The sequence below is a fragment of the Exiguobacterium sp. s89 genome (genome assembly GCF_018617735.1).
In the GTDB taxonomy this organism is placed as follows: domain Bacteria; phylum Bacillota; class Bacilli; order Exiguobacteriales; family Exiguobacteriaceae; genus Exiguobacterium; species Exiguobacterium marinum.
On the sequence record NZ_JACSKS010000002.1, the window covers coordinates 423,439 to 438,480 of the forward strand.

The following is a 15,042-nucleotide window of genomic DNA, read 5'->3' on the forward strand; positions in this document are numbered from 1 at the left end:
GGGAACGAATGGAACATTCAATCGCAAGACTCGTCGCCCAATTTGGCGGCTCGCTCGCGGCACGGGGAAGCCACGGATGGGACGTCGTCATCTCGGCGGGGACGATGCTGTATCAATGGAAAGGAAGACGGGTCGTCCCGGATGTGCGACTCGAGACGACCGGGACCGGACGACTTATCCGTCCGTATGGGGAGTATCATGTCGTGCGTCTGAACGGAAAACAGTCGCTCGTCATGTCGTCCGATGCGATGCTCGCCATGAGGCGCCCGCTCACGAAGGCGAGACTGTCCGACCGGATGGAGCGCCTGCTCGTGCATCAGTACATACAGGACAAGCGACCGATTGACCCGTATCGATATGAGCGGTTGACGGACGATCAGGCCGTTCGTTTTGCGGACGGTGTCTTACAAGGCAACTGGTACATCCCGGCAGCACCCGATGCGTTATGTGTCGCGGACGTCGATGCGTTCGATTGGGATCAGATGGTACCGCGGGTGGACAACAACTCCTTCCGTCTCCAGCTCCATTATTTGACGACCGTCCATCAGCTGACCCGTGCCTTCGAGGTGACGGGAGAGACGGCTTATGTGGAACACGCCGCCCGCATCGTCGATAGCTGGCACGCGTGTCATCCAGTTTTTGCGGTCAACCGGAAGCGCGAGGCGTACCATGAGCACGGCACGGCGATCCGCGTCTTCCATCTGCTCGGGTTCTTTGAGGCGTACCGATGCGCCGACATCGAGCGTGACCCATCGATGACAGAGAAGCTGTTGAAGATGTTGTACGACCACGCCGTCCTGTTGGCGACGCCGACGTTTTATCGGCCGCGTCATAATCACGGGATGTTCCAGGATATGGCGCTCTTCGCCATCGCTTCCTGTTTCCCAGAGTTCGACCGGAGCCCGGAATGGGAACGGGTCGCCCGCGCGCGTCTCGATGCCCAGATTGACACGAGTCTCGCCGCAGACGGGACGCATCTCGAGCATTCGCCGGGATATCACGTGTACGTCTATCATATGTTGAGCCGCTTCGTCGACTGGGTGAACGTGAACGGCTTCCCGTTGTCCGACCGGTTTGACGTCATCGACGCGATGCCGGATCGTCTCGTCCATCTGGTCAAACCGAATCGGACGCTGCCGATGGTCGGGGATACGGGCGGACAGATTCGGGGACGGCATCTGATTCCGCGTGTCGACTCGTATCCGTCACTCGACTATGCGTTGAGCGGGGGAGGGGAAGGGGTTTGTCCGTCTGAACGGATGGTGAACCTCGGCTCGAACTATGCCGTCATGCGTGAATATTGGACCCATGTAAAGCGTCCCTTCAGTGATGCGACACATCTCTTGATGACGGCGGGCTATCACGGCGCAGCCCACAAGCATGCGGACGATCTGAGCCTCGAACTGTACGGGCTCGGGCGCGACTTCATCGTCGAGACGGGGCGATATGGGTATGCGGACTGCGAGGAACGCTCGGAGGCGATGCGCGTCACGTCACACAACACGGTGCATCGTCTCGGGGACGAGCTCGACTTGTCGGTCGAGCGGATCGGGGAGAGCGGCATCGTATCCGTCGAACCGATCGGGAAGCAAGTGGTGGCGACAGGGGTGAGCCGTCTCATCGGAAAAGGTGCCCTCCACACTCGGAAGGTCGTCTACGATCAGGCGCGGACGCTCGTCGTCTTTGACCGCATCACGTCACCAGAACCGGACCTGTTCGTCCAGCGCTTCCATGTGGCACCGGGTCTCGACCTCGTCGAAGGATCAACGGAGTCCCAGAACGTCCGGTTCATGGACACGTCGAATCGTGCGATGCAGATCGTCCAACTCATGACGGGGGACGAATCGTATATGACGATCGAAGAAAGTCACGTGTCGGCTCGCGATTTCGAATGGGTGAGCCGTCCACAGGTCGTATCCATCGAATGTGGGACGGACGTCCGCTTCTTGACCCTCATCCGTCTTGACCGGACACGTTCACGCATCGTCCAGACACAAGTGGAAGAAACAGGGGATAGGTACATCGTCTCATATTGGCTTGAGAGCGGGACAAAGCACGTCATCCGGATCCCGTATTGACTCGATTATAAAAAAATAAGACGAATTCGAGTTTTTCCTTGATGATTTTTGCCAACAATATTACAATAATTGTATAAGAATCATGTATATCATTTACATATGCGAAAATGTTTGGATGATGATAGGGATAAAGTCATACATTCTTTTGAACTAGTTCTAGGCAAAACGCATGAAGGAGGACCTAATGAGTCGCAAGGAAAGACGGATGAAAAAGAGAATGATGAGTGGGCTTCAGGTAACGCTTGTCGCGATGTTGCTTTTGGCGGGGATGTTTTGGACGCGCGCGGCGGACGATGCGGAAGCGAATGACTTCATTCTCCCGTCGACGACCGGCGAACAGTTGACGTTCAGCGGTATGGCGCTTCGCCTTGACCCGAAACGAGGGCCTTACATCCATGGGAATGCTTCCCATTACCCACGTGGATTTAAAGAGGTGTACATCGATCAAAACCGCGGTTATTTGACGGTCAAACGCGACCGCTTTGACTCGGTCGTCTCGATTATCACTGACCCGGATGAGACACTCACGGCCCGTGGAATCACCATCGGTTCATCAGGTGGTGGCGTCATCACGAACCTATACTTCTATCAGAACGGGCGTCTGCTCAACTTGGCAGACCCGAACGATTACGCGCTCGTAGCGGGCGTATACTCGAACGTCTGGTTGACGATTATCAGTCAGCCGAACGGACAATGACATCCTCGAGATGAGGATGTCATTTTTTGTAGGCTTTATTTGTAGAGGGCGAATGCGTGGACGGTGAATTTGTTCAATCGCCATTTCGAAGCTGACGGTCTCGAACGACCATGATTGATCTTGTCACTTTGTCATAAAGAGGGAATCGTTTTTTGTGGAAATTGTAAAAACCTTTAAAATCTTCAATTTGTGATTGTTTATTGGACGCTTTTCCGTTACGTTAGAACTAGAGCGAATTGTACATATGGGGGAAAAACGGACGACTTTGGGGCAATGGGATTACACATAAGTCGAACGATGTAAGCGCTTTCCTCCCTGTGTCCTGTTCGCAAATCCGAAAGGGGAACTGAACATGGCAAAGAAATCATCACGTAAATTGTATACAGCGCTTGCCGTAGCAGCTGTATCGACGGCGTCACTCACACCGGCTGCTGTCACAGAAGCTGCACCGAAAGTACCGGTCGCGAAAGCGAAATCGGCGTACGTATACAAAGGGGATTTAGATGCAGCACTCGACGCTACATATAAAGGGGCACGAGTTCACTGGTACAAATCAAGTGTCGACCTTGAAAAACTTGGAACGTTCCAAACCGCACGTGGGATTGTCCTCGGTAAAGGGATGTATATCGAGAAGCGTGTTCGCGTCCTCGACCATCCGATTGAAATTCTCCCACCGTCTGAGCCACTCGTGTTCAAACAAGGGAAGCCGGCAGTTGGTATCTTGAAACAAGACGTACGATTCGCAAGCGGTACTTACGAAAAACCGGTTCGTTGGAGCGGAATCAACACAGATGAAGTCGGCGAATTCGTCGCGACGGCTACATACAAAAACCGTGGAAAAACAATCACACTCGAAGTCCCGTATACAGTAGAAGGATACAAGCTCTCGATCATGCATACGAACGACACGCACGCGGCGCTCAAGTACGCACCGAACCGTGCGACGGCGATCAAGCAAGTTCGTGCCGAGAAGCCGGATAGCCTCTTGATCGACGCAGGGGACGTCTTCTCAGGATCACTCTACTTCAACGAGTTCAAAGGTCAAGCCGACCTCAAGCTCATGAACTACATGAAATACGACTTGATGGTACCAGGTAACCATGAATTCGACCTCGGTACAGAGCAAGGACATAAAGAACTTGCTGACTTCGTCCGCTATGCGAACTTCCCGTTCGTCAGCTCGAACGTGGACTATTCAAAAGACCAGTACATGAAGAACCTCTACCGCGACGAAACGACACATAAAGCGTACAATGGTCGCTTATATGAAGGTGTCATCAAAGTCGTCGACGGGGAGAAGGTCGGATTCTTCGGTTTGACGACGGAAGAAACGGCGTCAATCGCAAGTCCGGGGCCGATCGAATTCCAAAGTTACATCGCTGAAGCGCAAAAAGCAGTCGACGCATTCGAAGAGATGGGTGTCGATCAAATCGTAGCTGTCTCGCACCTTGGCTATAACGACAACCCAGCGTTCGACAACGACTTGTTGCTTGCTGAAAACGTGGACGGCATCGACATCATCGTCGGTGGACACACGCATACTCGTTTGAAAGAGCCTGTCCTTATCACAGAAGGAAAAGCAGAGCCAACGGTCATCGTTCAAGCGGATCAATACAGCAATTTCCTCGGAACGGTTGATGTTGAGTTCGACAAAGACGGAAAAGTCATCAAACATGCGGGTAGCTTGATTGATGTGAAAGCACTTCAACCGGACCCATACGCGGTCTCACTTCTCGCACCGTTTAAAGAAGTCGTGGATGCAATCAGTGAAGACCCGATCGGTGTGTCACTCACAGCACCACTCGAAAACCCGCGTGATGAAGGTACTGTGACTGCTCCAAGTGTACGCAAAAACGAAACGGCACTTGGTAACTTGATCACAGACGGCATGTTCACAAAAGCGAAAGAATATGATGCAGACGTGATTGGTGCCGTTCAAAACGGTGGTGGAATTCGTGCGGCAATCGATGCGGGTCCTGTCACGACAGGTGAAGTGTTGACGACACTTCCATTCGGAAACACGCTTGCGATCATGGACTTGAAAGGTAGCGAGTTGAAAGCGGCGTTTGAGCGCAGTGTTGGCATTTATCCAATCGAGAACGGTGGATTCCTTCACGTGTCTGGATTCAAAGTGTTGTTCGACAGCTCAAAACCGGCTGGCGAGCGTATCGTTAGCTTGCAGTACGACAACGGAACAGATTTCGTCGATGTCGAAGATGCGACGAGCTACAAAGTGGCGACGAACTTCTTCACAGCGCAAGGTGGAGACAACTATGTTGAGTTTGAAACGGCATTCAAAGACGGCCGTGTCAACGACCTCGGTCTCATCGACTGGGAGAACTTCCGCGATCACTTGATCAGCCTCGGTGAAAAAGTCACACCGGCTGTTGAAGGACGAATCGTCGACGTGAACGCAGCAGAGTAAGTGAATAACTGTTTTGGGGACGGATCCACTTGTGGGTCCGTCTTTTTTGATGTAGAACGCCGATTTGTACAGTTGTCATCAAATTGCGACCGACATGTAACTCTGTTAAGATACGATAAGATGAAGAAATACTGATTACTTAAAAAAGGTGGAGCGGACGTATGGATGTAAAAGCGACGCTACGCGACGTGCAAGCGCATATCGCGTGGTTAAAAGAAGAAAAAGAACGAGTCAACCGAAAAGAGGCGTTAGACGGAGATGACTTGATTACCTTAGATGAACTTCCTTCTTTGTCGAGACAGGCGCAACGCCCGCGTCTAGATGACAAACTGTTCGAGGAACAACAATCCGCATTGCAGGAAGAACTAGAAGCCGCCCGGAAGCGCCTCCCTGAACTGGATGTGACACGCATCCAGTCGAACGGGAGCAGTTTTTATGAGAAGGCGAACGTGCAAGTCGCGTTCGTCGGACCGGTCAAGCGGGCCCGTGAGCTCGAACGTCTTTGTCACACCCATTACTTTGAGAACGTGACAGGCTTTTTAGAGTTGCTTGAAGCAGAAGACATTGACTTCCTGCTCATCTCGGCAGCGCTCGCTGAAGAGGAGACGACCGCATTCCATCACATGGGGACACCACGCTCGCACTCCCGTCACTGGCTCGGCAACCTCATTCGCAAGGCGAAGCAAAAGGACATCCGTGTCGTCTTCGAGACGATGCTCGATACGAATCATTTCGACCGCTTCTCTTCACTTGCTGCACAATGTGACTATATCTTCACGGCGAACGAGGAGCGGGTGACAGATTATATAGAAGAAGTCGGACATGAACGGGTCTTTGTCATTCGTCCTGGCGTCGATCCGCTGCATTTCAACCCGATCGGGATGACGCGTGGCAAGACGGACCGCGTCGTCGTGACGAATCATTTCCCTGTATATCGTTTCGCCAAAGATTTGGAGACGCTCGCGCAAGGCGTCCGCAATGCGAATAAAGAGCTCTATGTGATACGTGAGGCGAATGAAACGAAAGGGTCACTCGCACCGAAATCGCTTCAAGATGTCCTCGTCCATGGGGAACAAGAGGATATGGAGAAGCTGAAAGAGACATCGAACTGGGTTCTTCACGTCAACGAAGTGAAGCATAGTCCGACGATGAGTGCACAAGCCATCTATGAGGCGCAGGCTCGCGGACAACTCGTCTTGACGAATTACAACGTCGCCGTCAACAACGACTTCCCGAACGTGTTCATCGCGACGAGTGCCTTGGACGCGCAAGGAATCTTAGAAATGTTCAAGACAGACGAAGAGCGTCTGGAGCATCAGTTGTCTGGTGTCCGTACGATTTTCTCGAACCATACGATGTACGACCGCTTCAGCGAGATGATGTTCATTCTCGGCATCCACCACGAAGTCCGTCGCGACGTCCTCGTCATCGGTCGCGGTGATGTGACGGCGATGCGCGAACAGTTCGAACGCCAATCGTATCCACATAAACGCTTCGTCGCCGAAGCGGACTTACAAGAGGTCGACCTACGCACTGCCGACTTTGTGACAGTGTTTGACGACCGTCACCACTATCTCGACTACTATGTAGAAGACATGGTCAACGCCTTCAAGTACACGGACGTCTCGTTCGTGACGAAAGGGCAGGACCCAGTCCATGAGTTCGTGGAGGACTATGCTGACGTGGCTTTGACGATGTTCGTAGCAGGTGACGTGTCGCTTGAGACGATTCAAGAAGGTCGCCGTATCGAAGGACAAGGTTATGCCATCGATCGTTTCGAATTGCTCGCGGCAGACGATGTGCTCGTCCCGAACGAAGCGGGCGACTATCAACTATCAATGATCGTACCGATTTACAACAACGGTCGCTATCTATACAACAAATGTTTCTCAAGCCTTCGTCGCAGCTCGATGTTTGAAGACATGGAGATTTGGCTCGTCGACGACGGGTCGACGGACCGAGAGACGATCGGCTATATCGAACGCCTCGTCCGGAAATATCCGAACGTTTACACGTACTCGTTCAACGATGGCGGCAGCGGCAGCGCCTCACGTCCACGCAATAAAGGGGTGGAGCTCGCGACGACGCCATACATCGCCTTCCTTGACCCGGACAATGAAGCGGTCAACGACGGCTATGCGGCACTGTTCCGTGTCATGAAAGAGGATGATGCGCTCGACCTCTCTGTCGGCAGCATGTTGAAGCTTGCGAACCGGGAAGCGATGATCGAACTAGAGGACCTCGAAAAAGATGGCGTTCGTGTCATCGAAGACCCGAGAGCGTACTTGCTCGAGCACAACTTCAAGGTGCAAAGTATCCAGACGATGGTCATCAAAAAAGACTTCATCGAGAAGCACGATTTGAAACAGGTCATCGGCGCCGTCGGCCAAGACTCGCTCTTCTTCCAAGAGATGTTCTTAAGCGCGGGACGGGTCGCCCTGCTCGACTTGACGATTCATGACTATTACGCGGCCGTCGCCGGTTCGACGGTCAATACGATCACGAAGAAATACTTTATGAAGTGTGTCATCCGGGAGACGGCACGGGCGAAAGCGTTCGCTCGCGAAAGCGTACTCGACCAATACCGTTCGACTCGATTCGAACGTTTCTTCTCGATGTGGTATCTGGTCTTCTTACGTCGCAGCAAGCCGGAAGAGTTTTTCGACAACGCCGGGATGCTTTATGAAATCATCGAACAGTATCGTCCGATGGAACTAGAGACGCCGATCGTGAAACAGTTCGTCGACTTATATGAATCAGGACAAAAAGAAGAATTGAAGCGTCTCTATTTTGACGCATACTTGTGAGGTGAGACCATGAGCAATGAACTTGAAAAAGAAATCGGATTGTTGAAGCAGCGAATCAAATTTCAAGAAGAAGAGATTCGTCATTTGAAACATGATGAACGGTTGTTACGACAAAAACATCGTCGCCTCGTTCAAAAGTATGGCGACCTTCTCTATACGTTTGAATGGACTGTGAAGACGTTTGAGAAGAAAGAACAAGCGCTAACAGACGTGAAACGTAAATATGATGTGTTGAACAAGAAGTATCGTCGCCTTGTGCAATCAAAAGCTGGTAAAGCGATTTTGAAAGCGCAGGCTGTCGCACGACGCATTCGCAAATAAAGAATCGAATTCGAGAGAATCGATGATTTGGAGGATATGAGGATGGATTGGCAGAAAAAAGCACGTCGCGCCGCTTACCTTGGGGTACAACGGTCGAAGCGACTCGGTCGTAAAGTGTTGAAGCGACCGAACAAATCGCATCAACTACGAGAAGTCGTACCGAACTGGTATACACGTTCACCTTACGTACATGTCGAAGGGACGGACCTTGTCTTTACCGGTGACGAACCGGTCATCTTGACGTTCCGACCGAATGCAAGTTCAGACATCATCTCGGCGAACGATTTGGTCGAATCAGGTCAAAAAACGTTCACGGCCCTAATGCGCGTCAAATCACGTGAAGGATTGATGCCGACGCTACAGTTGGAAATCGTTCGAAAAGGTGGCAGAAAGCGTTTTGTGACCGTACAGGACGGCGACCAAGTCGATGTGACACTCGGAATGGGTGAACAGATTGTCCGGGCGCACTTGAATGTGGAAGGGAAAGGGGCGTTCAGCCTCGTCGAGCTCACGCTCGGGACCCTATCGCTCTGGACGGTGGAAGGGACGGCCGCGAACATTTCGGTCGACGCCTTTGATTTCCGTTATCCGCTTACGTCGACGTCACTCCGCTCCCTCAAACCACAAAGTGAGATTGCTCACTTCGACGCTGACACGCTCGTCGTACGCGCCGAAGGGAACCAATATACACATTACGGTGTCGACGAGATCGCATTGCCGCACGTCGATACGGAACGTGGCATCGATTTTGAGACAGGTGACATGGATGACGACTTGTATCGGTTCTACTTAAAAGGGGACCGCACGGGGACAGCGGACGCGTCGCTATTCATTGCGACGTATACAGTGTCCGGACAGGACCGTTTGATCGAAGTGCCACTCGGACTGAGCGGTATCGTCCGCATCGCACCGTCACACCGTTCCATCCGTTATTTCGTTCGCGTGAACGGGGCGGGGACGCTCGAGAACTTGAACATCGGGATGATTCGCGAGAAGAGTGTCCGTCGTGAGGACATCTTGTCGCTCAAGCCGGACATGTGGACGATTCCGGCACCGGACCTCATCAAATTGAAGAGCCGTGATGACCAGCTCGTCGTCAACTTGAAAGGTGAGGACGACCAGCGCCGCTACATCTCGTACGCCGAGATGAACAACAGCTTCAAGTTGCTTCCGACAGAGTTCCCGTATGAAGTGAAGGCGAACAGTCGCTATCGCGTCACGCTCGACGGTGTCGCCGATGAAGATGCGAACGTCGTCCTCTACATCATCGCCTACTCGGCGACAGAGCGTCAGATTATGCAACAAGTTCAAATCGGAAGCGAGAAAGTCTTCTATTTCGACCGGGGCATCCGTTTCCTTCGTTTCGCCCTCCGTGTCGACGGTGTCGGAGAGGCGCGTGTCGACCGCATCCGTGTGGCCGAGGAACTCGTCAGCGATGGTACGGAAAACCCGACGTGGATGGACGTGCGCGAGGCACGCTTCTTCGCACCGGTCCCGCGTGAACTTCACGAACTGAAGGTCGCGGCCATCTTCGATGAGTTCACGATGGCTTCCTATAAGCCAGAATGTCAGCTCATCACGTTCACACCAGACAACTGGAAGACGGTACTCCTCGATGAGCAACCGGACGTCCTTGTCGTCGAATCGGCGTGGAAAGGGAACGCCGGCGCCTGGGAGAAGAAAATCGTCAAATACGGTACGAACACATGGGAAGAGCTCGACGCGCTTCTCGCTTGGTGCCGTTATCACAATATCCCGACCGTCTTCTGGAATAAAGAAGACCCGATTCACTATGACCGTTTCATCGAGACGGCGAAGCGATTCGACTATGTGTATACGACAGACATGAACCGCGTCCCGAACTATAAAGAAGATTGTGGTCATGACCGGGTCGATGCGTTACCGTTCGCGGCCCAGCCGAAAGAACATAACCCGATCCGCTTACCGGGGACTCGCGAGCCTTACGCGTGTTTCGCCGGTTCGTATTATGCGAACCGTCACGAATCGCGTAAAGCCGACATGGACCGCCTATTCGCGGCGGCAGACAAGTACGGTCTTGCGATTTACGACCGCAACTATGCGATCAATCAACGCGGGGAGAGCGACCAGCTCCAATTCCCAGAACAGTTCCGCCACTCGATTCGCGGCAGTTTGAAATATAACCAGATTGCCAAAGCGTATAAAGGGTATAAAGTTATGTTGAACGTCAACTCGGTCAACGATTCACCGACGATGTTCTCGCGTCGTGTCTTCGAAGGACTCGCCTGTGCGACACCGGTCGTCAGCACCCGTTCGATCGGGGTCGACGCCATGCTTGGGGATTACGTCTTCCTCGACGACGGCGAATCGGACCTAGACGAGACGTTCCGCCGTTTGATGACGGATGACTCGTTCTACGAGGACATCGCGATGCGCGGTATGCGTCACGTGTTGACGTATCACACGTACACGCAGCGTCTGGCGAAAATCGTCCAAGACGTCGGCATCCCGTACCGTGTCGACCACGAGAAAATTGCCGTCGTCGCCTTCATCAAGTCGCGCGAAGAGGCAGAGCGTGTCGTCGCCCAGTTCGAGGCACAGAACTACGAGCATAAACACCTCATGATGTTCCTTGATAAGTTCGAAGACCACATCGACGTATACAATACGTACAACACGCCGTCGATCTCGACGTATATGCGTAGCTATTTGACTCACTACACGTCGTTCACTGAGATGGTTGAGTCGTACGCTTGGGTCGCTCACTTGAAGTCGGATGATTATTACGGCCCGAACTACTTGAGCGATTATCTGCTCGCGGCACGCTATGCGGAAGCGGACATTCTCACGAAAGAGGATTACTATACGTATGACGGCAAGCTCGTCAAACAAGATCACGATGAGTCGTATCGCTACGTGTTTGACGCGACCCCGTCCCGCTCGCTCGTGCAGCCGTCGGCACTCCGTTTCTATACGGTCGAGGAGGCGCTCCACATCTTTGAAGCGGACGAGAGCTTGAACGAACTTGCCCGTTCCGGCAAGCGCATCTTCAGTGTCGACCCATATCAATATGTGAAAGCCGGTGCCGCCATGGATGAAGCGGACCGTCAGGAGGTGACGTTATGACGAAGCAACCGCTACGGATCCTCGTATACGGGGACGTCAATTTGAACTTGATCGACGGATCGGCCATTTGGCTCACGTCGGTCGTGCATATGTTGAACCAAGACCCGAACATCGAGGTCGACGTGCTCTTGAAGCGCTCGATCGTGAAGCCGGAAGTGACGGCATCGATCAAACAGCTCGACCGCGTCAACTTCATCGACGTCTTCACGAAAGACTCGACGAAGAAAGACGAGCCGTATTATGAGAAGAAGGTGCTCCAGCCGGATGAGGCGGCCCAACTCATCCACGAGCTCGTCGAGACGAAGCAGTACGACATGACGTTCATCCGCGGATTCCAGCTCGCCTATGCGCTCTCCGATTATGAACATACAATGAAAAAGACGTGGACGTATCTCACGGACTTCACGCATGACTCGTCGGCCGCGTCACAAGAAGAATTGGCGCGTCTGAAGAAGATTGCGGACCGTTCGGCACGCATGCTTTGTCAGACGGCGGAGATGAAGGCGTACTTCGAGACGTTTTTACAGACGCCGAAGCCGTTCCTCATCTTGAACCCGATGATTCCGAACATGCGCGAGGCGACGCCGACGTTCAAGCGTCAGGCGAAACGTCTCGTCTATACAGGGAAGTTCGCGCCACTTTGGTACTCGGCTGAGATTCTCGATGCACTCGAGAAAGTACGGGCTCGGATGCCGGACGTCGAGTTGAAGGTGGCGGGGGACAAGTTCAACCAAGACCCGAACAACCCGAACTTCCGTAAAGAAGTGACACACCGTCTCCAAACGGATGCGGGCGTTCACTGGTTGAAAGGCATCCCGCGTGCGGACGTCGAGACGCTCATCGAAGAGAGCGATATCGGCATCTCATGGCGTCACCCGGACCTTGACGACAGCCTTGAGTTGTCGACGAAGCTCCTCGAATACGGGGCGCTCGGGAAGCCGGTCCTCCTCAACCGCAACAAGATGCACGAGATGCTGCTCGGGTCGAGCTATCCGCTCTTCGTCAACTCGGAAGATGAGTTCGTCGAAAAGGTCGAGCTCGCCTTCACACATCCCGCCATTTATAAGGATGCGGCGGAACGTCTGTACAATATGGCGAAAAACTACACGTTCGCGAGTACGTTCGAGCGTCTCCGCGACGCGATTTGGGAGATGCAAAAGACGACGATCCTCTTCGCCGGTCACGACTTGAAATTCATTCGCATGTTCATGGAGCGCTTCGAGGCCGATCCGCGCTACCGTGTCCTCGTCGATCAGTGGGACGGACACAAGATTCATGATGTGAATCACAGTAAAGCATGTCTCGCGCAAGCGGACGTCATTTTCTGTGAGTGGGGACTCGGCAACGCCGTTTGGTACTCGCAACATAAGTTGCCGCATCAGCGTCTCATCGTCCGGATTCACCGTCAGGAGAAAGAGACACCATTTCCACGGGAATATACGCTCGATAATATCGATCGGATCATCCTCGTCTCGCCGTATATGTTAGAAGAGATGCACCGTCTCTTCAGCATCCCGCGTCACCAGATGACGGTCATCTACAACGCCGTCGATGCGGACAAACTCGACAAGCCGAAACAAGCGGACGATTTGACGTTCCGTCTCGGGATGATCGGCATGAACCCGAAACTGAAACGTCCGGACCTGGCACTCGACGTCCTCGAAGAACTGTTGAAGACGGATAAACGGTACCAGCTCCACATTAAAGGGCACCATCCAAAAGATGTCTATTGGATCGGGAAACGTGAAGAGGAGAGTGCGTACTACGAAACGTTACTGAAACGGATCGAGGAGTCGGAACTGCGTGACCACGTCCACTTCGATGGACATGGCAATGACGTCGACACCTGGCTCCAATCGATTGGCTTCGTCTTCTCGACGAGTGACTTGGAGAGCTTCCATCTCGCACCGGCCGAAGCGATGGCTGCAGGGTCTTATCCGCTCATCCGTCACTGGACGGGCGCGGAGACGATTTACCCGGACGAACTGCTCGTCACGGATACGATGGAATTTGTCGACACGATCCTCTCTTATAAAGAAGATACCGAGAAGTTGATGACGGACGTGAAAGCCTATCAGGCGTACGCTCGTAAACATTTTGCACTCGATCGTCTCTATCAAGAGATGGAACAAATCATTTCGGGCAAAACACACGAACAATTTGCGACGACATTGTCATGAAAATGTAATTGCACCAAAGAATTGTTCAAGAGTATAATGAGTATTGTTTTATTATCGAATGTGAAATAAAATGATGGACAATGCGCTATTTAAAAAGCGCGTCAAAACATTTGGAGGTTACCACACAATGAAAGTATGTACAGTAGGTCTTGGATATATCGGATTACCGACATCGGCTGTCTTTGCGAACTATGGCGTCGACGTCGTCGGAGTCGATATCTCACAACATGTTGTTGATAAATTGAACCGTGGAGAGATCCACATTGAAGAGCCAGGTCTCGGCGAAATGGTCGCAGACGTCGTGGCAAAAGGGAAATTCCGCGCATCACTCTCACCAGAGAAAGCTGATGCCTTCATCATCGCCGTACCAACACCGAACAACGACGACGAGCACAAATCATGTGACTTGACGTACGTCTTGGATGCGACACGTAAAGTGTTGCCATTCGTTGAAAAAGGCAATGTCATCATCGTCGAATCGACAATCGCGCCACGTACGATGGACGATTTCGTCAAACCACTCGTCGAAGAAGCTGGATTCACTGTCGGTGAAGACATCTTCCTCGTACACTGCCCAGAGCGCGTATTGCCTGGACAAATCCTTGATGAGCTCGTGCACAACAACCGGATCGTCGGTGGGATCACGAATGAATGTGCAGAAGCAGGCGCACGCGTCTACGGTACATTCGTTGAAGGTGAGATCGTGAAAACGGATGCGAAGACGGCAGAAATGTCAAAACTCATGGAAAACACGTTCCGTGACGTCAACATCGCACTCGCGAACGAACTCGCGAAAGTATGTAACGACCTAGACATCAACGTTCTTGACGTCATCGAGATGGCGAACAAGCACCCACGTGTCAACTTGCACAGCCCAGGTCCTGGTGTCGGTGGACACTGCCTCGCGGTCGACCCGTACTTCATCGTCGCGAAATCACCGGATCTTGCGAAAATCATCAACTTGTCACGTGAGACGAACGTCTCGATGCCACACTACGTCGCAGACAACGTTCAGAAGTTGACAGCTGGAATCGAAGACGCGAAAGTCGCAGTCTTTGGTGTGACATACAAAGGAAACGTCGACGACATGCGTGAGAGCCCAGCGGTTGAAATCGCTGAAATCTTGCTTGACCGTGGCGTAAACATTTCGGTTCACGATTCACACGTTGAAAAATCAACGTCAAGCCGTTTCGAGCTCGTTTCAAAAGAAGAAGCACTCAAAGACGCGGACCTCGTCCTCGTCCTCGTTGACCACAATGAGTTCAAAGTCCTCGACTTTGCAGAACTCAACGCATCAATGCGTCGTCCGATGATCTTCGACACACGTAACATCGTGAAACCAAACGGTGAAGACGTAGCGGTCGTCAACTACGGCAACCTCTACAAATATACAAAGGAAACGAATCTCGTTCTTTGATTCAGGTGAATG

The 15,042-nt window shown here is 52.5% G+C and carries 8 protein-coding genes; all 8 read left to right on the forward strand.

Features of this window, described 5'->3' with window-relative positions; translation table 11 throughout:
* The first annotated feature begins 8 nt into the window (after window positions 1-8).
* The 8 genes from KNO96_RS08130 to KNO96_RS08165 all read left to right on the forward strand — a co-directional run bounded on the left by KNO96_RS08130 (window position 9) and on the right by KNO96_RS08165 (window position 15,030).
* The gene (locus KNO96_RS08130) at window positions 9-2,078 is read left to right on the forward strand and encodes a heparinase II/III family protein (protein WP_214703305.1); all 2,070 of its coding nucleotides are present in this window, start codon (window positions 9-11) and stop codon (window positions 2,076-2,078) included.
* Window positions 2,079-2,262: 184 nt separating this feature from the next.
* Window positions 2,263-2,775 carry a hypothetical protein gene (locus KNO96_RS08135; RefSeq protein ID WP_214703306.1) on the forward strand — a complete coding sequence of 171 codons (513 nt, stop codon included), beginning with the start codon at window positions 2,263-2,265 and terminating at the stop codon, window positions 2,773-2,775.
* Window positions 2,776-3,127: 352 nt separating this feature from the next.
* Window positions 3,128-5,200 carry a bifunctional metallophosphatase/5'-nucleotidase gene (locus tag KNO96_RS08140; RefSeq protein WP_214703307.1) on the forward strand — a complete coding sequence of 691 codons (2,073 nt, stop codon included), beginning with the start codon at window positions 3,128-3,130 and terminating at the stop codon, window positions 5,198-5,200.
* A 161-nt stretch (window positions 5,201-5,361) separates the two neighbouring features.
* Window positions 5,362-8,007, forward strand: a complete 2,646-nt coding sequence (locus tag KNO96_RS08145; RefSeq protein WP_214703308.1) for a glycosyltransferase — start codon at window positions 5,362-5,364, stop codon at window positions 8,005-8,007.
* A gap of 9 nt (window positions 8,008-8,016) precedes the next feature.
* On the forward strand, window positions 8,017-8,328 hold the full coding sequence (locus KNO96_RS08150) for a hypothetical protein (RefSeq protein WP_214703309.1): 312 nt from the start codon (window positions 8,017-8,019) through the stop codon (window positions 8,326-8,328).
* A 42-nt stretch (window positions 8,329-8,370) separates the two neighbouring features.
* The gene (locus KNO96_RS08155; protein WP_214703310.1) at window positions 8,371-11,433 is read left to right on the forward strand and encodes a CgeB family protein; all 3,063 of its coding nucleotides are present in this window, start codon (window positions 8,371-8,373) and stop codon (window positions 11,431-11,433) included.
* The gene (locus KNO96_RS08160; protein ID WP_214703311.1) at window positions 11,430-13,613 is read left to right on the forward strand and encodes a glycosyltransferase; all 2,184 of its coding nucleotides are present in this window, start codon (window positions 11,430-11,432) and stop codon (window positions 13,611-13,613) included. Before KNO96_RS08155 ends, KNO96_RS08160 begins: the two co-directional genes overlap by 4 nt.
* A gap of 127 nt (window positions 13,614-13,740) precedes the next feature.
* On the forward strand, window positions 13,741-15,030 hold the full coding sequence (locus KNO96_RS08165) for a nucleotide sugar dehydrogenase (RefSeq protein ID WP_214703312.1): 1,290 nt from the start codon (window positions 13,741-13,743) through the stop codon (window positions 15,028-15,030).
* Window positions 15,031-15,042: the final 12 nt, after the last annotated feature.